Origin of the sequence: Pseudomonas sp. GM30, from assembly GCF_000282275.2 — a bacterium.
Lineage (GTDB): Bacteria > Pseudomonadota > Gammaproteobacteria > Pseudomonadales > Pseudomonadaceae > Aquipseudomonas.
In genome coordinates this window covers 40,331-61,575 of record NZ_AKJP02000027.1, presented here as the reverse complement: position 1 = coordinate 61,575, position 21,245 = coordinate 40,331, and the positions used below count along the sequence as shown (strand labels likewise).

The 21,245-nt window shown below is 61.4% G+C and carries 17 protein-coding genes; 16 read left to right on the top strand and 1 reads right to left on the bottom strand.

The genetic code is table 11. From position 1 onward, the window contains the following. Window positions 1-2 precede the first annotated feature (2 nt). Window positions 3-2,648: a pyruvate dehydrogenase (acetyl-transferring), homodimeric type gene (gene aceE / locus PMI25_RS18125; RefSeq protein WP_003220999.1), complete on the bottom strand. Its 2,646-nt coding sequence runs from the start codon at window positions 2,646-2,648 to the stop codon at window positions 3-5. Window positions 2,649-2,910: 262 nt separating this feature from the next. Here aceE and PMI25_RS29780 point away from each other — a divergent pair, with 262 nt between their 5' ends. The 16 genes from PMI25_RS29780 to PMI25_RS18050 all read left to right on the top strand — a co-directional run bounded on the left by PMI25_RS29780 (window position 2,911) and on the right by PMI25_RS18050 (window position 21,241). Then, window positions 2,911-3,036: a hypothetical protein gene (locus tag PMI25_RS29780; RefSeq protein ID WP_256198919.1), complete on the top strand. Its 126-nt coding sequence runs from the start codon at window positions 2,911-2,913 to the stop codon at window positions 3,034-3,036. Beyond that, entirely contained in the window at window positions 3,033-5,972 is a 2,940-nt protein-coding gene (glnE, locus tag PMI25_RS18120) for a bifunctional [glutamate--ammonia ligase]-adenylyl-L-tyrosine phosphorylase/[glutamate--ammonia-ligase] adenylyltransferase (protein WP_007967339.1), read from the top strand. The genes PMI25_RS29780 and glnE overlap by 4 nt, the downstream gene beginning before the upstream one ends. Window positions 5,973-6,280: 308 nt before the next feature. After that, window positions 6,281-7,315 carry a lipopolysaccharide heptosyltransferase II gene (gene waaF / locus PMI25_RS18115; RefSeq protein ID WP_045122113.1) on the top strand — a complete coding sequence of 345 codons (1,035 nt, stop codon included), beginning with the start codon at window positions 6,281-6,283 and terminating at the stop codon, window positions 7,313-7,315. A 1-nt stretch (window position 7,316) separates the two neighbouring features. Continuing rightward, window positions 7,317-8,378: a lipopolysaccharide heptosyltransferase I gene (gene waaC / locus PMI25_RS18110; RefSeq protein WP_007967342.1), complete on the top strand. Its 1,062-nt coding sequence runs from the start codon at window positions 7,317-7,319 to the stop codon at window positions 8,376-8,378. Further along, a complete protein-coding gene (locus PMI25_RS18105; RefSeq protein WP_007967344.1) occupies window positions 8,378-9,499 on the top strand; it encodes a glycosyltransferase family 4 protein in 1,122 nt (373 codons plus the stop codon). Before waaC ends, PMI25_RS18105 begins: the two co-directional genes overlap by 1 nt. Then, on the top strand, window positions 9,500-10,306 hold the full coding sequence (gene rfaP / locus PMI25_RS18100; protein ID WP_007967346.1) for a lipopolysaccharide core heptose(I) kinase RfaP: 807 nt from the start codon (window positions 9,500-9,502) through the stop codon (window positions 10,304-10,306). Further along, window positions 10,306-11,040, top strand: a complete 735-nt coding sequence (locus tag PMI25_RS18095) for a lipopolysaccharide kinase InaA family protein (protein WP_007967348.1) — start codon at window positions 10,306-10,308, stop codon at window positions 11,038-11,040. The genes rfaP and PMI25_RS18095 overlap by 1 nt, the downstream gene beginning before the upstream one ends. Then, entirely contained in the window at window positions 11,037-11,789 is a 753-nt protein-coding gene (locus PMI25_RS18090; protein ID WP_007967350.1) for a lipopolysaccharide kinase InaA family protein, read from the top strand. The genes PMI25_RS18095 and PMI25_RS18090 overlap by 4 nt, the downstream gene beginning before the upstream one ends. Beyond that, entirely contained in the window at window positions 11,789-13,240 is a 1,452-nt protein-coding gene (locus PMI25_RS18085; RefSeq protein ID WP_007967351.1) for a lipopolysaccharide kinase InaA family protein, read from the top strand. The genes PMI25_RS18090 and PMI25_RS18085 overlap by 1 nt, the downstream gene beginning before the upstream one ends. A 213-nt stretch (window positions 13,241-13,453) precedes the next feature. After that, window positions 13,454-13,789: a YceK/YidQ family lipoprotein gene (locus PMI25_RS18080; RefSeq protein ID WP_007967353.1), complete on the top strand. Its 336-nt coding sequence runs from the start codon at window positions 13,454-13,456 to the stop codon at window positions 13,787-13,789. 171 nt (window positions 13,790-13,960) lie between these two features. Next, complete coding sequence (locus PMI25_RS18075; RefSeq protein WP_007967355.1) at window positions 13,961-15,718, top strand: carbamoyltransferase family protein; 1,758 nt, start codon at window positions 13,961-13,963, stop codon at window positions 15,716-15,718. After that, window positions 15,702-16,832 carry a glycosyltransferase gene (locus PMI25_RS18070; protein WP_007967357.1) on the top strand — a complete coding sequence of 377 codons (1,131 nt, stop codon included), beginning with the start codon at window positions 15,702-15,704 and terminating at the stop codon, window positions 16,830-16,832. Before PMI25_RS18075 ends, PMI25_RS18070 begins: the two co-directional genes overlap by 17 nt. Further along, window positions 16,832-17,728, top strand: coding sequence for an antimicrobial resistance protein Mig-14 (locus PMI25_RS18065; protein WP_007967359.1), 897 nt, complete (start codon window positions 16,832-16,834; stop codon window positions 17,726-17,728). The genes PMI25_RS18070 and PMI25_RS18065 overlap by 1 nt, the downstream gene beginning before the upstream one ends. An 8-nt stretch (window positions 17,729-17,736) precedes the next feature. Then, window positions 17,737-19,173: a PIG-L deacetylase family protein gene (locus PMI25_RS18060; protein ID WP_007967361.1), complete on the top strand. Its 1,437-nt coding sequence runs from the start codon at window positions 17,737-17,739 to the stop codon at window positions 19,171-19,173. Then, on the top strand, window positions 19,170-20,324 hold the full coding sequence (locus tag PMI25_RS18055) for a glycosyltransferase family 4 protein (RefSeq protein ID WP_007967363.1): 1,155 nt from the start codon (window positions 19,170-19,172) through the stop codon (window positions 20,322-20,324). The genes PMI25_RS18060 and PMI25_RS18055 overlap by 4 nt, the downstream gene beginning before the upstream one ends. A gap of 32 nt (window positions 20,325-20,356) precedes the next feature. Beyond that, entirely contained in the window at window positions 20,357-21,241 is an 885-nt protein-coding gene (locus PMI25_RS18050; protein ID WP_045122128.1) for a glycosyltransferase, read from the top strand. Window positions 21,242-21,245: the final 4 nt, after the last annotated feature.

Sequence of the window (21,245 nt, the reverse complement as noted above, 5' to 3'; positions counted from 1 at the left end):
CCTCAGCAGTCCAGTGGGTTGCGTTTTTCCGGGTCGATGCCGAACTTGACGATGGCCTCGGCCACCACTTTAGGTTCGATATCACCACGGTCAGCCAGTGCTTCCAGGGCTGCCAACACCACGAAATGACGGTCGACTTCGAAGAAATGACGCAGTTTCTTGCGGCTGTCGCTGCGGCCGAAACCGTCGGTGCCCAGGACTTTGAATTCCTTGGACGGTACCCACTGACGGATCTGCTCGGCGAACAGCTTCATGTAGTCGGTAGAGGCAATGACCGGACCCTTACGGCCGCTCAGGCACTCTTCAACGTAGCTCTGCTTGGGCTTCTGGCCAGGCTTCAGACGGTTGCTGCGCTCTACGGCCAGGCCGTCGCGACGCAGTTCGTTGAAGCTGGTGACGCTCCATACGTCAGCGCCGATGTTGAACTCTTCACGCAGGATCTTCGCCGCTTCACGCACTTCACGCAGGATGGTGCCGGAGCCCATCAGCTGTACGTGGTGCGCTGCATCGCGGGTGTCTTCTTCGAGCAGGTACATGCCTTTCTTGATGCCTTCTTCGGCACCGGCCGGCATGGCTGGCTGCTGGTACGACTCGTTCATCACGGTGATGTAGTAGAAGATGTCCTGTTGCTCTTCGGTCATCTTCTTCATGCCGTCCTGAATGATCACCGCCAGCTCGTAGCCGTAGGTCGGATCGTAGGTGCGGCAGTTCGGGATGGTCGCGGCCAGCAGGTGGCTGTGACCGTCTTCGTGCTGCAGGCCTTCACCGTTCAGGGTGGTACGGCCGGCGGTGCCGCCGATCAGGAAACCACGGGTACGGCTGTCGCCAGCGGCCCAGGCCAGGTCACCGATACGCTGGAAGCCGAACATCGAGTAGAAGATGTAGAACGGCAGCATCGGCTGGTTGTGGCTGGAGTACGAAGTACCGGCAGCGATGAACGAGCTCATGGCGCCTGCTTCGTTGATGCCTTCTTCAAGGATCTGACCTTTCTGGTCTTCCTTGTAGAACATCACCTGGTCTTTATCGACTGGCTCGTAGAGCTGGCCGACGGACGAGTAGATGCCCAGCTGACGGAACATGCCTTCCATACCGAAGGTACGGGCTTCGTCCGGGATGATCGGCACGATGCGCGGGCCGATTTCCTTGTCCTTGACCAGTTGCGCGAGGATCCGCACGAAGGCCATGGTGGTGGAAATTTCACGGTCGCCCGAACCATCGAGGATGGCTTTGAGGGTGTCCAGGTCCGGGGTCGGTACGCTGAAGCTCTGCGCGCGGCGCTGCGGTACGAAACCGCCCAGTGCGGCACGGCGCTCGCTCAGGTAGCGGGCTTCGGCGCTGTTTGGCTCTGGCTTGAAGAACGGCAGGTTCTCCAGCTCTTCGTCCTTGACCGGGATGTCGAAGCGGTCGCGGAACAACTTCAGGCTGTCGACGTCGACTTTCTTGGTGTTGTGCGCAGTGTTTTTCGCTTCGCCGGCACCGGTGCCATAACCCTTGATGGTCTTGGCCAGGATGACGGTTGGTTGTTCTTTGTGGTTGACCGCTTCGTGGTACGCCGCATAGACCTTGTACGGGTCGTGGCCGCCACGGTTGAGTTTCCAGATCTCGTCGTCGGACAGATCGGCAACCATCGCCTTGAGTTCAGGCGTGTTGAAGAAGTGCTCGCGAACGAACGCGCCGTCTTTGGCTTTGTAGTTCTGGTACTCGCCGTCGATGACTTCGTCCATGCGACGTTGCAGGATGCCGTCGACGTCTTTGGCCAGCAGTGGGTCCCAGAAACGGCCCCAGATGACTTTGGTCACGTTCCACTGGGCACCGCGGAACACGCCTTCGAGTTCCTGGATGATCTTGCCGTTGCCGCGAACCGGGCCGTCGAGGCGCTGCAGGTTGCAGTTGATGACGAAAATCAGGTTGTCCAGCTTCTCGCGGCCGGCCAGGGAGATCGCGCCCAGGGATTCCGGCTCGTCGCATTCGCCGTCGCCCAGGAAGCACCAGACTTTCTGTTTGCCCGGCTGGATGAAACCGCGGTGTTCCAGGTACTTCATGAAGCGTGCCTGGTAGATCGCCTGGATCGGACCCAGACCCATGGATACGGTCGGGAACTGCCAGAAGTCAGGCATCAGCCAAGGGTGCGGGTAGGACGACAGGCCCTGACCGTCGACTTCCTGGCGGAAGTTGTTCATCTGGTCTTCGGTGATGCGGCCTTCCATGAACGCGCGGGCGTAAACGCCTGGCGAGGTGTGGCCCTGGAAGTAGATCAGGTCGCCGCCGTGTTCGTCGGTCGGGGCCTGGAAGAAGTAGTTGAAGCCGATGTCATACAGGGTCGCGCTGGAAGCGAAGCTGGAGATGTGACCACCCAGGTCAGAATCTTTCAGGTTCGTACGCATTACCATGGCCATCGCGTTCCAGCGCACCAGCGAGCGAATGCGGCGTTCCATGAACAGGTCGCCAGGCATGCGTGCTTCGTGGGTTACCGGGATGGTGTTGCGGTAAGGCGTGGTGATGGCGTAAGGGAGCTGCGAACCGCTGCGGGTCGCCAGTTCACCCATACGGGTCATCAGATAGTGAGCACGGTCTTCGCCTTCTTTGTCGAGAACCGATTCCAGGGCGTCCAGCCATTCCTGGGTTTCGACGGGATCGAGGTCTTGCATGGCTTGCTCCAGGGCGGAAAGGCTTCCAGAATCGGTTGCCTGAGTTTGCGACTGGCCTTGTGGGCAGACGATTTAAAATTCTTGGATTGCCGACAGGTTGTTCCGGCGGCGTGTAGTTTTACTACAAATCTTTGAGCATTTCAGCCTTTCGCCTGTATAGACGAGTAGTAAAACTACAGAGGAAAGGCTTGTGGCCTCCGACTGCGTTGTGAGAATAATCGTTAAGGTTGGTCGATTACCATCCGAAAAAGGTGAAAGTTTGATGCTGGATGCCAAAGAAGAAGAAATTTCAGCTATTTCTAACTTTTGTTCGACAGTCCTTCGCGTAGCGGGTTTTCATCAAACACTACAAGCGGCCATTTACACGCCGATCAAGGATAGACCATGACCCTGCCCGTGCTCGCTGAACTCCCCGCCATTCTCCTGCCGTTGGTCACTCGATCCGAGCAGTCGTTCCGTACGGCCGTCGCCGCGCTGGAAGACGATCTCGGCTTCTCGAACTGGACGCCGGAACGCTGGGCGCAATTCGCCCGCGTCAGTGCCGCCAGCGATTTCGTCATTGAACAGAGCGTTCGTGACCCTTTGATGTTGCTGTCACTGGTGCAGTCCGGTGAGCTCGACCGACCGTTCGCGCCAGGAGAGCTGTGCGCGCAGATTGCCGCCGCCGTGAACACCGCGCAAAGCGAAGACGAACTCGGTCGTGTCCTGCGCCGCCAGCGCGCCCGCCATCAAGTGCGGATCATCTGGCGTGACCTCAACCGCCAGGCCGATCTGGTGCAGACCTGCCGCGACCTTTCCGACATGGCCGACGCCACCATCGACCAGGCTTATCAATGGCTGTACAGCCGCCATTGCCAGCAGTTCGGTACGCCGACCGGCCGGCGCAGTGGTCTGCCCCAGCAAATGGTCATCCTCGGCATGGGCAAGCTTGGCGCGGTCGAGTTGAACCTGTCGTCGGACATCGACCTGATCTTCGCCTACCCCGAGGGCGGCGAAACCGTCGGCGTGAAGCGCGCGCTGGATAATCAGGAATTCTTCATTCGTCTCGGCCAGCGCCTGATCAAGGCCCTCGACCCGATGACCGTCGACGGCTTTGTATTCCGCGTCGACATGCGCCTGCGCCCGTACGGTTCGTCCGGCGCGCTGGTGCTGAGCTTCAACGCGCTTGAGCAGTATTACCAGGATCAGGGCCGCGACTGGGAACGCTACGCGATGATCAAGGCGCGGGTGGTGGCCGGTGATCAAACCGCCGGCGCTCAGTTGCTCGACATGCTGCGTCCGTTCGTTTACCGGCGTTATCTGGACTTCTCGGCGATCGAAGCGCTGCGCACCATGAAGCAGTTGATCCAGCAGGAAGTGCGGCGCAAGGGCATGGCCGACAACATCAAACTCGGCTCCGGCGGTATCCGCGAGGTCGAGTTCATTGCCCAGGCCTTCCAGTTGATCCACGGCGGGCGCGATCTCAGTCTGCAACAGCGTCCTCTATTAAAGGTATTGAGCACGCTGGAAGGGCAGGGCTATCTGCCGCCGGCAGTGATCAGTGAATTGCGCGAAGGTTATGAATTCCTGCGTTACACCGAGCACGCGATCCAGGCGATTGCCGATCGCCAGACCCAGATGTTGCCGGACGGCGCTCAGGATCAGGCACGGATCGCCTTCATGCTCGGTTTTGCCGATTGGCAGGCCTTCCACGAAAAACTGATGTTCTGGCGCGGCCGGGTGGCCTGGCACTTTGCGCAGGTGATCGCCGATCCCGATGAAGAAGAGGGCGCCGACTGTGAAGTGGTGGTCGGCGGTGAATGGTTGCCGCTGTGGGAAGAGGAGCAGGACGAAGAGGCTGCTTGTCGGCAACTGGAAGAGGGCGGCTTCAAGGACGCGAGCAAAGCGCTGAAAGCGCTGGCCGGTTTGCGCGGCAGTCCGCAATTGCGCGCGATGCAGCGGCTGGGTCGCGAGCGTCTTGATGCGTTTATCCCGCGCCTGCTGGCCCAGGCGGTGGAGCATGACAACCCGGATCTGGTGCTGGAGCGGGTGCTGCCGCTGGTCGAAGCGGTCGCCCGACGTTCGGCTTATTTAGTCCTGCTGACGGAAAACCCCGGCGCCCTGCGGCGCTTGCTGACGCTGTGTGCGGCCAGTCCGTGGATTGCCGAACAGATTACCCGTTTCCCGCTGCTGCTCGACGAGTTGCTCAATGAAGGCCGGCTGTTCAAGCCGCCACTGGCGCCGGAACTCGCCGCCGAGCTGCGCGAGCGGCTGACGCGGATCCCCGAAGATGACCTCGAACAGCAGATGGAAGCCCTGCGTCACTTCAAACTGGCGCACCGCTTGCGCGTCGCCGCTTCGGAAATCGCCGGCAGTCTGCCGTTGATGAAAGTCAGCGATTACCTGACCTGGCTCGCCGAAGCGATTCTCGAGCAAGTGCTGGCGCTGGCCTGGCGTCAGACGGTGGCCAAGTACGGCACGCCGCTGCGCACTGACGGCAGTTTGTGCGATCCCGGCTTCATCATCGTCGGTTATGGCAAAGTCGGCGGGCTGGAACTGGGGCATGGTTCGGACCTGGATCTGGTGTTCATCCATGACGGCGATCCGCAGGCGGAAACCGACGGGCCGAAGCCGATCGATGGCGCGCAGTTCTTCACCCGGCTGGGACAGCGGATCATTCACTTGCTGACGGCGCAGACCAACTCCGGCCAGCTGTATGAAGTGGACATGCGTTTGCGCCCGTCCGGTGCGTCGGGGCTGTTGGTCAGTTCGCTGGGGGCGTTTGAGCGCTATCAGGAAAATGAAGCCTGGACCTGGGAACATCAGGCGCTGGTGCGGGCGCGGGTGCTGGTCGGCAGTCAGGATGTCGGTCAGGCGTTCGAAAAAGTCCGCGCGCAGGTTTTGGGCAAGGCACGGGATCTGGCGAAGCTGCAACAGGAAGTCAGCGAGATGCGCGCCAAGATGCGCGATAACCTCGGCAGCAAGAGCACGGCGGCCGGTACCGCGGCAAATGCCTTCGAGGCCACGGCGCCGTTCGACCTCAAGCAGGACGCCGGAGGTATCGTCGATATTGAATTTATGGTGCAATACGCGGCCCTGGCGTGGTCGCACAGCCACCCGCCGTTGCTGCGCTGGACCGATAACATCCGCATTCTGGAAGAGCTGGAACACGAAGGGCTGATGCCTGCCGAAGATGCCGGCCTGTTGCGCGAGGCCTATAAAGCCTACCGCTCCGCCGCCCACCGGCAGGCCTTGCAGAAGGATGCCGGGGTGATTGCTGGCGACCAGTTTGTCGAGGAGCGCCGGCAGGTATTGCGGATATGGAAAGAGCTGGGGCTGAGTTAAAACCGGATATTTGAAGCACCGAATACCTTGTGGGAGCGAGCTTGCTCGCGAAGACGGAGTGTCAGATGACACCGATGTCGGATGTGATGGCCCCTTCGCGAGCAAGCTCGCTCCCACAGTGGATTTACAGTGTCTGTAGATCCGAAGTAAGGCGAACAAACCATGTGGGAGCGAGCCTGCTCGCGATAGCGGAGTGACAGTCGACAGTCATGTTGAAGGTAATGACCCATCGCAAGCAGCGCCGCTCCCTCAGTGATTCTCGAGGCGGGGAGGCGTAAATGCCTCCCCGGTTCGTTTATGGAAACCACATGAATATTCTGATCGTTGGGCCCAGTTGGGTCGGTGACATGGTGATGGCGCAGACACTGTTCCAGTGTCTCAAACAGCGCCACCCGCAATGCGAAATCGACGTGCTGGCCCCCGAGTGGAGCCGGCCGATCCTGGAGCGCATGCCTGAAGTGCGCAAGGCCTTGAGCTTCCCGCTCGGCCATGGCGCGCTGGAACTGGCGACGCGTCGGCGGATCGGCAAGTCCCTGGCCGGCCAGTATGATCAGGCGATCCTGCTGCCGAACTCACTGAAGTCGGCGCTGGTGCCGTTTTTCGCCGGCATCAAGCAGCGCACCGGCTGGCGTGGCGAATTCCGCTACGGTCTGCTCAATGACGTGCGCACGCTGGATAAAGAACGTTATCCGCTGATGATCGAGCGCTTCATGGCGCTGGCTTACGAGCCGAACGCCGAGCTGCCGCAACCTTATCCGCGCCCGAGCCTGCAAATCGATCCGGTGACCCGCGAAGCGGCGCTGGCCAAGTTCGGCCTGACCCTCGACCGCCCGGTGTTGGCCCTGTGCCCCGGCGCCGAGTTCGGCGAATCCAAACGCTGGCCGTCCGAGCATTACGCCAAGGTCGCTGAAGCGCGGATTCGCGAAGGCTGGCAGGTGTGGCTGTTCGGCTCGAAGAACGATCACGCGGTGGGCGAAGACATTCGCGCGCGGCTGATTCCCGGCCTGCGTGAAGAATCGGTCAACCTCAGCGGCGGCACCTCGCTGGCCGAGGCCATCGACCTGATGTCCTGTGCCGACTCGGTGGTGTCCAACGACTCCGGCCTGATGCACGTCGCGGCGGCGCTGAACCGTCCATTGGTGGCGGTCTACGGCTCGACGTCGCCGGGCTTCACTCCGCCGCTGGCCGAACATGTCGAAATCGTCCGTCTGGGTCTGGAATGCAGCCCGTGCTTCGACCGTACCTGCCGGTTCGGCCATTACAACTGCCTGCGCCAGCTGATGCCGGATGCGGTCAACGATGCCTTGCAGAAACTGCAGGGCACTGTGATCGAGGTTCATTAAGTTGCGGGTATTGCTGATCAAGACTTCATCGCTGGGCGACGTGATTCACGCGTTGCCGGCGCTGACCGACGCGGCTCGGGCCATTCCCGGAATCAAGTTCGACTGGGTGGTGGAAGAAGGCTTCGCCGAGATTCCGACCTGGCACCCGGCCGTCGGCAAGGTGATTCCGGTGGCGATCCGCCGCTGGCGCAAGAACCTCTGGCAGACGATCAAGAGCGGCGAGTGGAAGCGCTTCAAGCAGTCCGTTCGGGCGAACAAATATGACCTGGTGATCGACGCCCAGGGCCTGCTGAAAAGCGCCTGGCTGACACGCTACGTCAAAGCCCCGGTGGCCGGCCTCGACAAAGGCTCGGCGCGTGAGCCGATCGCCGCGCGGTTCTACGACCGCAAACTGGCGGTGGCCCGTGGGCAGCATGCGGTGGAGCGAGTGCGTCAGTTGTTCGCCATCGCCCTTGGTTATGACCTGCCCAAAGGGCTGGGCGACTACGGCCTCAACGTCGAGCGTCTGGTGGAATTGCCGCGCAAGAGTGCGTTCGTGGTGTTCCTGCACGGCACCACGTGGGACACCAAGCACTGGCCGGAAGCCTACTGGCGCGAGCTGACCGAGCGGGTCGGCTATCTGGGCGTCGGGGTCAAACTGCCGTGGGGCAACCCGCTGGAGAAGGCCCGCGCCGAGCGTATCGCTGCTGGCTTCAAGCACGCCGAAGTGCTGCCGAAGCTGAATCTGGCCGGGGTCGGCAAAGTGCTGGCCGGCGCCCAGGCTTGCGTCGCGGTGGACACCGGTCTCGGTCATCTGGCCGCCGCGCTGGATGTGCCGACGATTTCCCTGTTCGGCCCGACCAATCCGGGCCTGACTGGCGCTTACGGCAAGGTGCAGATTCACATGGCCAGTGATTTCCCCTGCGCCCCTTGCCTGCAAAAGAAATGCACTTACCAACCGACCGCGCAGGATGCCCGTCAGTTTGACCTCAAGCGCGAGCAGCCCCTGTGCTTCACGCGTCTGAATCCCGAGCGTGTCGCCAGCCGACTGAGCACGTTGTTAATGGCTGAGGAGCTGCGCTGATGCAATTGGCTTTTGTTCTGTACAAATATTTCCCGTTCGGTGGCTTGCAGCGCGACTTCATGCGCATCGCCCTCGAATGCCAGAAGCGCGGCCATCAGATCCGTGTCTATACGCTGATCTGGGAAGGCGACGTGCCGCCCGGTTTCGAAGTGCTGGTGGCGCCGGTCAAGGCGTTCTTCAATCATCGGCGCAACGAGAAACTCACGGCGTGGATGGAAGCGGATCTGGCCAAGCGTCCGGTGGACCGCTTGATCGGCTTCAACAAGATGCCGGGGCTGGACGTCTACTACGCCGCCGACGGCTGCTTCGAAGACAAGGCGCAGAACCTGCGCCATTCGCTGTACCGCCGCTGGGGCCGCTACCGCCACTTCGCCGAGTATGAGCGCGCGGTGTTCGCCAAGGACGCGAAAACCGAAGTGCTGATGATTTCCGAAGTGCAGCAGCCGCTGTTCATCAAGCATTACGACACGCCGCTTGAGCGTTTCCACCTGCTGCCACCGGGTATCGCCCAGGATCGTCGGCGGCCGGCGGATGCCGACGAGATTCGCGCCGGTTTCCGCGCCGAATTCAACCTCAAGGACGACGAGCTGCTGCTGGTGCAGATCGGCTCCGGGTTCAAGACCAAGGGCGTCGATCGCAGCCTCAAGGCGCTGGCCGCACTGCCTGCCGAGCTGAAGAAGCGCACCCGGCTGTTTGTAATCGGCCAGGATGACCCCAAATTGTTCCAGATGCAGAGTGCGACTTTGGGCTTGGGCGACAACGTGACGTTCCTCAAGGGCCGCAGCGATATCCCGCGTTTCCTGCTCGGCGCCGATCTGTTGATCCACCCGGCGTACAACGAAAACACCGGCACCGTGCTGCTCGAAGCGCTGGTCGCCGGGTTGCCGGTGCTGGTCAGCGCGGTCTGCGGTTATGCCCATTACATTGCCGAGGCGGACGCCGGGCGTGTGCTGGACGAACCGTTCGATCAGGCGCAACTGACGCAATACCTGACTGACATGTTGAATGACGACGCTGCACGCGCGGCCTGGAGCCGCAATGGTCTGGCCTTCGCCGAGACGGCCGACCTCTACAGCATGCCGCAGCACGCGGCCGATGTGATTCTGGCGGAGCACGCTTAAATGAAGTTGATGCTGGCTGAACCGTTCAAAAGCCTTTGGGCCGGGCGCGACCCGTTCGCCGAAGTCGAAGGCTTGCAGGGCGAGGTCTATCGCGAGCTGGAAGCTCGACGCACGCTGCGCACGGAAGTCGACGGCAACGGATTTTTCGTCAAGATCCACCGTGGCATCGGCTGGGGTGAGATCTTCAAGAACCTGTTGACTGCCAAGCTGCCGGTGCTCGGCGCAGGACAGGAGTGGAAGGCAATCCAGCGTCTGCAGGAAGTCGGCGTGCCGACCATGACCGCCGTGGCTTACGGCGAGAAGGGCAGCAACCCGGCGGATCAGCATTCGTTCATCGTCACCGAAGAGCTGGCGCCGACCATCAGCCTCGAAGACTTCAGCATCGATTGGGTCAAGAACCCGCCGCAGCCGAAACTCAAGCACGCGCTGATCGCTGAAGTCGCGCGCATGACCGGCATGATGCACCGCGCCGGGGTCAACCACCGCGACTGCTACATCTGCCACTTCCTGCTGCACACCGACAAGCCGATCACCCCGGGCGATTTCAAGCTGTCGGTGATCGACCTGCACCGCGCCCAGACTCGCCCACGTATTACTCAACGCTGGCGCAACAAGGACCTGGCCGCGCTGTATTTCTCGGCGCTGGACATCGGTCTGACCCGACGCGACAAACTGCGTTTCCTCAAAGGCTACTTCCAGCAGCCGCTACGGCAGATCCTCGCCGAAGAAGCGCCGCTGCTGAGCTGGCTCGAAGGCAAGGCCAACAAGCTCTATGCGCGCAAACAGCGTTATGGGGATGCGCTCTGATGGCGGGTTGGACTCTGGAACCGCAATACCGCGAACTGAGCGAAGATTTCGGCAGCCTCGAAGCGGTGTTTGCCCTGCAGGGCGAACGTCTGACCCGTGATCCGCTGTCCGAAGTCATCCGCGTGCAGCGCAACGGCGTGAATTACTACGTCAAACGCTACGTCGGCGCCGGTAAAGGCTTGCGCCGTTACCTGGGCAAGCCCCGGGTGAAGATGGAGTGGCAGAACCTCAAGCGCTTCGCCAAGTGGGGCATTCCCACCGCCGAAGTGGTGGCCTGGGGCCTGGAGCGACGTGGCGCGGCCTATGCCCGTGGCGCCATGATCACCCGCGAGCTGCCGCGCACCGAAGACCTCTCGGCGCTGGCCGAACGCAAAGATCCGAAACTCAAGGATCGCGCCTGGGTCGATGGTGTCAGCCGGCAATTGGCCGCTTACACACGGATCATGCATGACCACCGTTTCACCCATAACGATCTGAAGTGGCGCAACCTGCTGATCGACGATCAGGCGCAGTTGTATTTCATCGACTGCCCGAACGGCGAATTCTGGCGCGGCTTCTGGCTCAAGTACCGGATCACCAAGGATCTGGCCTGTCTCGACAAGGTGGCCAAATATCACCTGTCGAACACCCAGCGCCTGCGCTTCTACCTGCAATACCGCGGACGTGATCGGCTGAATGCCGCCGACAAGAAACGGATTCGCCACGTAGTGAGATTTTTCGAGGGACGCGAATGACTGATTTCCTGGCCGTTGAAGACCGGGCGCTGCTTGAGCGTCATGGCCTCGGCACTTTCGACGCGCTCTGGGCTAAACAGCTCGAAGCCGTGGACGAACCGAACACCGATGGCGGTGGCTGGAGCAGCGTGTTTCGCCTGGAGCTGGAAGGGCAGGCCTACTACCTCAAGCGCCAGAGTAACTACCTGACCCGCACCCTGCATGCGCCGTTTGGCGAGCCGAGTTTCGCCCGTGAGTTTCGTAACATCAGCCGCTACAACAAGCTGGGGATTCCGGCGCTACAGGCGGCGTTCTTCGGTAAGCGCAAGGTCAAGGGCGATGTCCGGGCGATCCTGCTGACCCGTGCCCTCGACAGCTGGGATGATCTCGACTCGTTGCTGCAACGCTGGTCCGAGCTGAGCACCGCGCAGCAATCGGCCATTCTCAATGCCTGTGGACAGCTGGCGCGCCAGCTGCACGGCGTGCGTCAGGTGCATGGCTGCTTTTATCCGAAACACATCTTTTTGCAGGCTGATGGCGAAGCGTACAAGGCGCAGTTGATCGACCTGGAAAAGACCCGGCCCCTGTTGTTCGGCATGCGCGACCGGGTCAAGGATCTGGAACCGTTGCTGCGTCGCGCGCCGGAATGGAGCGAGGCGCAATTACGCGAATTGCTCGCGGCCTATCTCGATCAGCCAGTCGACAGTTCGCTGGTCGACAGCTGGGTGACGCGCCTGACCGCACGGCGCAGTCGCAAGGAGACCCGTTGATGCGCTTGTCGGAGCTGAAAAACGCCGGACGTACGCCGAGTCTGCCGCTGACGATCAGCCTCGCTGATGCGGCCGGTCCTGCGGATTTGCAGTTGCTCAGTCTGTTGCGGGTGTTACCGGGGCAGCGCTATGTCGGTGCCGGGGTCTGGCGCGGGCGGCCGGTGCTGGCCAAATTGCTGGTGGGCAGCAAGGCTGCGCGGCATTTTCAGCGCGAACTGGCGGGCGTCAAGTTGCTCGCCGAACAAGGTCTGACCACGCCGCTGTTGTTGGCTGATGGCCTGAAGGATGGCGAGGGCGGCTGGCTGCTGTTCGAGTTCCTCGAAGGTGCTGAAAGCCTCGGTGATGCCTGGCAGAAAGTCGAATCACTGCCGGTGCTGGCGGACGAGCAATCGGCGGTACTCGCCGAGGCGCTGGACGCTATCGGTCAACTGCATGGCAAAGGCCTGTGGCAGGAAGATCTGCACCTTGACAACCTGCTGCGCCAGGGCGGTCAGTTGTACCTGATCGATGGCGCCGGGATCTGCGCCGAGACCGCTGGCCAGCCGTTGTCACGGCAGAAAGTGCTGGAAAACCTCGGGGTGTTTTTCGCCCAGTTGCCCAAGTCGCTGGAGCCGTTCACCGAAGAATTGCTGGTGTATTACCTGCTGAGCAACAGCGAACACGCGTTGCCGCTGGAAGCCTTGCAGAAGCAGATCGCCAAGGTGCGCGCCTGGCGCCTGAAGGATTACCTGATCAAGGTGGGCCGCGAGTGCACGTTGTTCAGTGTGCAGCGCGGTGCGTTTGGCTTGCGGGCGATCCGTCGCGAGGAAGAAGCGGCGATGCTCCCGGTACTGGAGCAGGCCGACGCGCTGCTCGATCAGGGCCATCTGTACAAGACCGGCGGCGCGGCGAGCGTCGGCAAGGTCGAAGTGGCCGGGCGCATGCTGGTGATCAAGCGCTACAACATCAAAGGCTTTGCGCACTGGCTCAAGCGCTTCTGGCGCCCGAGCCGCGCCTGGCATTCGTGGCGTGAAGGCAATCGCCTGGCGTTCCTCGGCATCGCCACGCCGAAACCGCTGGCGGTGCTGGAAAAGCGCTTTCTGTGGCTGCGCAGCCGCGCCTACCTGGTGACCGAGTTCTTGCCGGGGCCGGACATCATCGAGCGCTTTGCGCCGTATGTAGAAAGCGGTGCGGCGCCGGAATCCGAATTGCTGGCGCTGGATCAACTGTTCGCACGATTGATTGCCGAGCGCATCAGCCATGGCGACTTCAAGGGCCATAACCTGTTCTGGCAGGAGGATCGCTGGGCGCTGATCGATCTGGATTCGATGTGCCAGCACGGCTCTGTCGGAAGTTTCGCGCCGGCCTATGCGCGGGATCGGGCGCGGTTCATGCGCAACTGGCCCGATAGCAGCGCGCTGTATCAGGTGATCGATCAGCGGTTGCCCAAGGACATCTCCAGCGCGGCCTGAGCCGCCTTCGCCAGCAGGCTGGCTCCCACATGGAAATGCATTCCCTTGTAGGAGTGAGCCTGCTCGCGATAGGGCGTTCAAGCCCCAAAAAACTCCCGTTGAGCAATAGCGGACAGACTCCACTGACTTGTCCTACAGCTTCTCCAGAAGCCATGAACTGTGCCCGCTCCAGCCCCGATGCTAGCTTGCCCTGACCACTTCGGAGGGCAAGACTTGACCATCAAAAACGCCGTAACACTCAGCACCTGCGCATGGCTTTTATCCGGCTGCGGCACCGCCGCTTCGGTAATGCAAATGGACGCCGATGTCGCCCGCGACATGCGCAAACAGAAAACCTACTGCCAATCGATTCCACGGATCTACAGCGGGTTGGCGTTCGATTTCTGCGTACTCAATGCCCCACCTGATCCGACCGGCGTGCTGCTGCCGTTCGTGCTGCTGGACCTGCCGTTGTCCGGGGTGCTGGATACGGTGGTGTTGCCGTATACGATTTACCGCCAGGCCAGTGACGGCAATCTCGGTATCTATTGGCGCGCGGGCGGTTATTGAGGGTGAAAGCTAGGTTTCACCGGGCCGATTCACCTGGGGCAATTCGCACAGGGTCATTCCCGCCACGTTTACGCTATAATCCCGCCCTTTAGCTGTCTCTCGCCCGGTGCGAGGGCACATCAATTTTCGAGGCGCATCGCGCCTGAATGCAGACTAAAGAGGCTAGACCCTGTGGCATTGACGATTCTTGGCCTGTCCGGCGCCCTTAGCCATGACCCTTCAGCCGCCTTGTACATCGACGGCAAGCTGGTGGCGGCGGCTGAAGAAGAGCGCTTCGTCCGCGATAAGCATGCAAAGAACCGCATGCCCTACGAATCGGCGAAGTTCTGCCTGGAACAGGCCGGTATCAAGCCGTCCGACGTTGACGTGGTGGCGATTCCGTTCGCCCCGATCAGCCTGTTCGGCAAGGCCCGCTGGCACTATGCCAAGCGTTACTGGTACGCGCCGGATCGCGCCCTCGATGCGATCCTGATGGGCAACCGTCGCTACAAGCGCTATCGCAACAAGATCGTCTGGTGCCTGGAGCAACTGGGTTTTGATCCGAAGAAGATCAAGATCGAGCCGGTCGAGCACCACCTCGCTCACGCCTCCAGCGCCTACCACTGCTCGGGTTTCAAAGAGAAAACCGCGATCCTCGGCATCGACGGCAAGGGCGAGTACGCCACGACTTTCTTCGGTTATGGCGAAAACGGCAAGATCCACAAGATCAAGGAATTTTTCGATCCGGACTCCCTCGGCGGCCTGTATGGCGCGATTACCGAGTTCCTCGGTTTCGAGATGCTCGACGGTGAGTTCAAGGTCATGGGCATGGCGCCGTACGGCGACGCCAGCAAATACGATTTCTCGCGTCTGGCCTCGTTCGAGAACGGCGAGCTGGTGATCAACACTGACTACGCCAACGTGATCGGCCTGCGTCGCTACAAAGAGAAGGGCAAAGGCTTCTACTTCTCGCCAAAGCTGATCGAGTGGCTGGGTCCGAAGCGCGAAGGCGACATCGCCGACGAACCGTACATCCACTACGCCGCGAGCATGCAAGCGCTGTTCGAGAAACTGGCGCTGCAGATGATCGATTACTACCTGGGCGACGTGCTCAAGGAAACCGGCAAGCTGGCCTTCGCCGGTGGCTGCGCGTTGAACGTCAAGCTGAACCAGAAAATCATCGCCCGCGATGACATCAAGGAACTGTTCGTCCAGCCTGCGTCCGGCGATGCCGGCACCGCGGTCGGCGCAGCAGCCTATGTGTCCCACGCCCGTGGCGTGCCGGTCGAGAAGATGGAACACGTCTACCTCGGCCCGTCGTACAGCAACGAAGACGTGATCGCCGCGTGCGCCCGTCACGAGAACAAGCCGACCTGGCGCAAGCTCGACAACATGCCGGAGCAGATCGCCAAAATCATGGTCGATGGCAACCCGGTGGCCTGGTTCCAGGGCCGCATGGAGTTCGGTCCGCGTGCACTGGGCGGTCGTTCGATCATCGGTTGCCCGAGCGTGGCCGGTGTGGCTGACCGCATCAACCACCAGATCAAGTTCCGCGAGCGCTGGAGGCCTTTCTGCCCGTCGATGCTCGACACCGTTGCACCGCAGATGATCAAGATCGATCACCCGGCACCGTTCATGACCTTCACTTTCGAAGTGGCGGAAGAGTGGAAGACCCGCGTGCCGGAAGTCGTTCACGAAGACGGTACATCCCGCGCCCAGGTGCTGAAGCGCGAATACAACCCGCGCTACTACGACATGATGAAGGCGCTGGAAAACCTCACCGGCAACGGCGTGTCGCTGAACACCTCGCTGAACCGTCGTGGTGAACCGATGATCTGCTCGCCGACCGACGCCCTGAACATGTTCTTCGGCTCCGATCTGCAGTACCTGATCATGGAAGACATTCTGGTGGTCAAAGAGGGCGCAAACGCTTATGACTCGCTCGGCTGAACGCCATGTGCTGCAGTTCTGTCACGGCTATGACGGGCCGTTCCTCGACTGCGCACGGCAGTACGCCAGCCTGTTCGCGGGCACCGGTTATCGGGTGACCACGGTCTTTCTGACCGGGGCCGCCGACAGCGAGGTGGCCGCAGCGTGTGCTTCCGATGAAGTGTTGTTCATGGAATACAGCTCCAAGGCCATTCGTGGCCTGAAGCTGGGCGCCATCGGTGATCTGCGCAAGATCGCCGCTTCACGCAATTTCAGTTTCTGCATTGCCCATCGCTTCAAGCCGATCTACATCGCCTTGCTCGGCACTTCACTGCCGGTGATTGGCGTGCATCACGCGTTTGACGATTACAAGCGCGGCACGCGCAAGCTGTTCGCGCACATTTTCCGCAAGCGTTTGAGCCTGCTCGGCGTGTCCGACGCGGTGCGCGACGACATACGGCGCTGCCTGCCGAAATGGCCGTCGACCCGCATCCAGACCTTGTACAACCGCATCGATGTGCCGGCCTTGCAGGCCAGTCAGGTGTCGGCCCGCGAAGCCCGCGAGACCCTCGGTCTGGCGGCGGATGCGTTCATTGTCGGCAACGTCGGACGACTGCACCCGGACAAGGATCAAGCCACCTTGCTGCAGGGTTTCGCCGCGGCGTTGCCGGGTTTGCCGGGCAACAGCCAACTGGTGATTCTCGGCAAGGGTCGTCTGGAACAGGACCTCAAGGAGCTGGCGCGCGAACTGGGCATCGGTGATCGAGTGTTGTTTCTCGGTCAGGTGCCGGACGCGCGCAATTACTTCCGCGCCTTCGATGTATTTGCCCTGAGCTCCGATCACGAACCGTTCGGCATGGTGCTGCTCGAAGCCATGGCCGCTGGCGTGCCGTTGCTCGTCACGGCCTGTGGCGGGGCCAAGGAAGTGGTCGAAGGCGTGGGGATTCTGTTCCCGCTGGGCGATGCCGAACACCTTGCACAAGGCCTGCAACATTTGGCCGGTATGGATGATCAGCAGCGCCGGCAGTGCGCCGAGCTGATGCTTGATCGCCTGCGTGAGCGTTTCTCCGACCGTGCGGTGCGCGACACCTTCTGGCGTCTGCCGCAAGTTACCGATCTGGCACCGAGGGGCTGATGCTCAACCGATTTCAAGGCTGGCGCGAACGTGGCTGGTCGCCCGTTGACGCCCCCACCTATGCCACTGCCTGGCAACGTTTTGGCGGCAGCGTCGCGACGCATCCTTTGGTCGTCGAGCGTCTGGCTGATCTGGCCGGCATCCCGGTGCGTTATCTGGCCTGGGAACAGCAGGGCGAAGTGAAAGCGGCGATCCCGACCTGGGGCCGTGATCTGGCCTTGTCCAAGGACGTGCTCAAGCGCAACGGCAAGAAAGGCCTGTTCGACCTCGGCAATGCCGAGCTGATCCTGCCGGGCGCCGCCGATGTCCAGGCCCCGCTGCGTCATCGCGCACGCTATCTGTCGGCGCTCAACGAAAACCGCTTCAGCGGCCTCAAGTTGCAGACCGAACAACTGGCCATGGCCCGCACCCCCGAAGAGCTGTCGAAGAAATTCCGCTACAACCAGCGCCGCGAACTGCGTCTGCTGGAAGAGGCGGGTGGCGTGGTGCGTGCAGTCGGCGAGTTCTCCAGCGCCGAACTGGCGGCGATCTATTGTGATCTGTTCCAGCGCCGTTGGGGCTTCCCGGCCACCGGCGCGGCGCGCATGGCTGAAGTCATCGAGCTGCTGCGCGAACTGCTGATTGGCTCGGTGATTTTCCTCAATGATGCGCCGATCGCCATCCAGTTGGTGTACCGCGTTGAGGCCCCGGACTGGATCAGCGTCGAGTACATCAACGGCGGTGTCGATCCCGAAACCCGCGAATTCAGCCCCGGTAGCGTGTTGAGCTTCCTCAATACGCAAAGTGCCTGGGAACACGCGCGAGCACTGAACAAGCCGCTGCGGTTTTCCTTCGGTCGCGCCGACCGTGAATACAAGGATCGCTGGTGCAATCCTGTGCCGGTGTTCACCGTATGAGTCAGCCCATGAGCCGCAAACAGCAACTGCTCAAGCGTCATCGTCGCAATAAACGCATTACCTTGCTGATCGCCCTGATCGTGTTGATCGCGCTTGGTGTGCTGGTCGCGTGGTGGTTACCGCTGGTGCTCGCGCTGGTCGGCTGGGTCGCCCATGAGGCGTGGTTTGCCGATCATTTGTTCTATTCGCCGAAAGACGATTACCAATACAGTTTTCCACCGTTTACACCGCAGCCGAAGGTCCATCTGAGCGGCGAGCAATTGCGTCTGGATGAAGGCGTGATGCTGGTCGACGAAGCGACGTTGATCCTCGCGGTAAGGGTCAAAAGCACTTGGCTGGGACGCTTTTTCGATCCGCGCGTCGAACTGCTCGGTGGGGCGTATCCGGATGCGCAAACCTTCGAGCGTGGGGTCAATGGCCTGCGTTATCTGAACCTCAGCGGTCAGGCGCAAGCTCTGTCGCAAGGCCAGTTGCGCTTGCGCGGGCGCTTCTGCCGGGTCTCCGGCGAGCCGCTGCTGTGGGCGCTGGAGCAACCGGACTACCGCCGTCAGCGGGTGCTGGTGATTGCACCGCACGCCGACGATGCCGAACTGGCGGCGTATGGCTTGTACAGTCAGGCCGATGACGCCTGGATTGTCACCCTGACTGCGGGTGAGATCGAAGCCGAACACTATCAGCAGATGGGCATGAACAAGGTCGAGGCGGCGCGGCTCAAAGGCCGTCTGCGTGCCTGGGACAGCCTTACCGTGCCGCGTTGGGCCGGTGTGCCGCAGGAACACTGCGTACAACTCGGTTACTTCTGCCTGCAACTGGCGGCGATGCAGGCCGCGCCGAATCAGGCAGTGGGGTCGCGCGAAGCTGACCTGAATGACACGCGCCTGTTTCGTCAGTTGAATCCGTTCACTCTGCCGGGCGATGCCGATGGTGCGCCGACCTGGAACAACCTGCTGGCCGACCTGCGTGAAGTGCTGCTGCGCGCCCGTCCGGAGGTGATCGTGCTACCGCACCCGACCCTCGATCCGCACCCTGACCATATTTGCGCCCAGCAAGCGGTTTTGCAGGCGCTCCAGGGTCTCGACTGGCAGCCGACGCTGCTCGGTTACGCCAACCATTTGCATGACAACGACCGCTGGCCGATGGGCAACACCGGGCAAGGTATTGCGCTGCCGCCGGCCTTCGATGCGGCTGTGCCGATGCAGCCGCTGTGCCTGCCGCTGTCCATCGAGTTGCAACGGGACAAAGCCATGGCGCTGGGCATGATGCATGACCTGCAGCCGCCGGCACCGTTCAAGCGTCGCCTGCGCCGGGTTATTCAGCGCCTGCTGGCCGGGCGGGCCGCGTCGGTGTACGGCGAAAACGAATTTTTTCGAAAAGCGGTCAGGCGCCAGGAGTTGTTCTGGCTACTGAAGCACGGTGAGACAGGCGTCCAGCGGGGAGAGTCATGAGTCAACGGTCCAAGGTGTTGCAGCTGCAACCCGACTACAACGTCAAAGCCCATGACTTTGCCGACCTCGCCGAGCAGATCGTCAAGGCGCTGCCGAGCGATCGCTATGAGATCACCGCGGCTTTCCTGCGCGGCAAACCGGGGCCGGGCGAGCCGGTAAGCCGGGCCGATCACTCGGTGTACTTCGAGTTTTCCGACAAGTCGCTCAAGGGCATGCGCCTGCGGGCGATGTGGCAGTTGTACAAGTTCTGCCGCCGGGAAAAGTTCGACGTGGTGATCTGCAACCGCTTCAAACCGGTGAATATGATGCTGGCGCTCAACCGCTGGTTGAAGGTGCCGCTGTGCATTGGCATCTCCCACGGTTTCGGTGAGTACGATCGCTTCTACCGCCGTCGTCAGACCCAGCGTCTGATCGATCGGCACTGGCGCTTCGTCGGTGTGTCGCCAGCGGTCAAACAATACCTGCTCGATTGCGATTGCGGCTTCACCGACCAGAACACCTATGCCATTACCAATGCCATCGATATCGAGCAGGCGGAAGGCTTGCAGCACAGTCGTGAGAAAGCGCGCGAGCTGTTGGGCATTGACCCGAATGTGCGCTTGATTGGCGCGCTGGGGCGATTGGTGTCGGTCAAGGGCCACACCTACCTGTTGCAGGCATTCGCCCAACTCAAGGACAAGTACCCGAATACGCAGTTGGCGATCATTGGCGCCGGGCGTTTGCAGGCGCCGCTTACAGCCGAGATCGAGCAACTGGGTTTGAGCGGCCGTGCGCACCTGCTGGGTTTCAAGGAAAACGCGCTGCAGTACGTGCGTGCGTTCGACATCTGGACCATGCCGTCGCTGGCCGAGGGCCTGGGCCTGGCCTTGCTCGAAGGCATGAGCGGACACCTGCCGGTGATCGCTTCGAACGTGCCGGCGATGTTGCCGCTGATCGAAGGTGCCGGTGGTTTGGCGATCACGCCCAAGGACGTGCCGAGTCTGGTCGCCGCGCTGGATAACTATCTCGCGCTGTCGGACGACGAACTCAAGGCCAAGGGCGAGCAGGCGTATCGCTATCTGCAGGAACAGCACGACATCGAGGTGTTCCGTCAGGAATACCTGGACCTGATCGACTCTGGCCTGGAGCAGGCCCGCAAGGAGCAGCCGTGAGCGAAGAGAAAGCCGTGAGCGAAGAACAAGCCATGAGCGAAGCCAACGCCCTCGTCACCGTCATCATCGCCTCGTACAACCACGGCCCGTACATTGAGGAAAGCATCCTCAGTGTCCTCAACCAGAGCTACAAGAACATCGAGCTATTGGTGGTCGATGACGGTTCGAAGGACGACAGCGTCGAGCGCATCAGCGCGTTGCAGGCGCAGTACGGCTTCGATTTCCGTGTGCAGCAGAATCAGGGCCTGACCAATACCCTCAACGGCGCTATCGCCCGTTCGAAGGGCAGCCTGATTGTGCCGTTCGGCTCCGACGACATCATGTATCCCGAACGTATTGCCACCCAGGTGGCGTACATGGACGGCAAGCCTGAAGTCGGGATCTGCGCCGGCAATATCGAGCTGATGCACGCCGACGGCAGTCTTTACCCGGAGAAACGTCAGCGCCGCGACGTGCCGTTCCGTCGTCTGGATTTCGACGACATGTTCCTCGAGCGCAAGCCGTATCCGCCGGCGCCGACGCTGATGATTCGTCGCGAGGCGCTGGAGAAGGTGGGAGGGTTCGATCCGACGATTCGTCTTGAAGACCTGTACATCGAGCTCAAGGTGACCCGTGCTGGCTACTTCATCGACGGTTTGAACATGGTGATGGCGCGCTACCGCAAGCACGCTACCAACTCGTACAAGAATCATCGCTTCATGATCGAGAACATCCTGCGCACCTATGCGCTGTTCAGCGATCATCCGCTGTACGACGAAGTGCGCTTCAAGGCGCTGAACTCGATGTTCCTCAAGACCGCCAACCGCAATCGCAAGCTGGCAAGGGAGCTGCTGGTGCAGATCCCGTTCAAGGCCTGGAACAAGAAGACCTGGCGCGGACTGGGGCGTTTACTCTTTTCCCCGCTGGAAAAGGACTGAGGCC

Bases quoted from the DNA above. Each gene is read 5' to 3' on its own strand.
- rfaP (WP_007967346.1), top strand. From the start codon at position 9,500: ATGAAGTTGATGCTGGCTGAACCGTTCAAAAGCCTTTGGGCCGGGCGC.
- PMI25_RS18060 (WP_007967361.1), top strand. From the start codon at position 17,737: ATGAGCCGCAAACAGCAACTGCTCAAGCGTCATCGTCGCAATAAACGC.
- PMI25_RS18070 (WP_007967357.1), top strand. From the start codon at position 15,702: ATGACTCGCTCGGCTGAACGCCATGTGCTGCAGTTCTGTCACGGCTAT.
- PMI25_RS18050 (WP_045122128.1), top strand. From the start codon at position 20,357: ATGAGCGAAGCCAACGCCCTCGTCACCGTCATCATCGCCTCGTACAAC.
- PMI25_RS18090 (WP_007967350.1), top strand. From the start codon at position 11,037: ATGACTGATTTCCTGGCCGTTGAAGACCGGGCGCTGCTTGAGCGTCAT.
- PMI25_RS18095 (WP_007967348.1), top strand. From the start codon at position 10,306: ATGGCGGGTTGGACTCTGGAACCGCAATACCGCGAACTGAGCGAAGAT.
- PMI25_RS18055 (WP_007967363.1), top strand. From the start codon at position 19,170: ATGAGTCAACGGTCCAAGGTGTTGCAGCTGCAACCCGACTACAACGTC.
- glnE (WP_007967339.1), top strand. From the start codon at position 3,033: ATGACCCTGCCCGTGCTCGCTGAACTCCCCGCCATTCTCCTGCCGTTG.
- PMI25_RS18105 (WP_007967344.1), top strand. From the start codon at position 8,378: ATGCAATTGGCTTTTGTTCTGTACAAATATTTCCCGTTCGGTGGCTTG.
- PMI25_RS18065 (WP_007967359.1), top strand. From the start codon at position 16,832: ATGCTCAACCGATTTCAAGGCTGGCGCGAACGTGGCTGGTCGCCCGTT.
- PMI25_RS29780 (WP_256198919.1), top strand. From the start codon at position 2,911: ATGCTGGATGCCAAAGAAGAAGAAATTTCAGCTATTTCTAACTTTTGT.
- aceE (WP_003220999.1), bottom strand. From the start codon at position 2,648: ATGCAAGACCTCGATCCCGTCGAAACCCAGGAATGGCTGGACGCCCTG.
- PMI25_RS18085 (WP_007967351.1), top strand. From the start codon at position 11,789: ATGCGCTTGTCGGAGCTGAAAAACGCCGGACGTACGCCGAGTCTGCCG.
- waaF (WP_045122113.1), top strand. From the start codon at position 6,281: ATGAATATTCTGATCGTTGGGCCCAGTTGGGTCGGTGACATGGTGATG.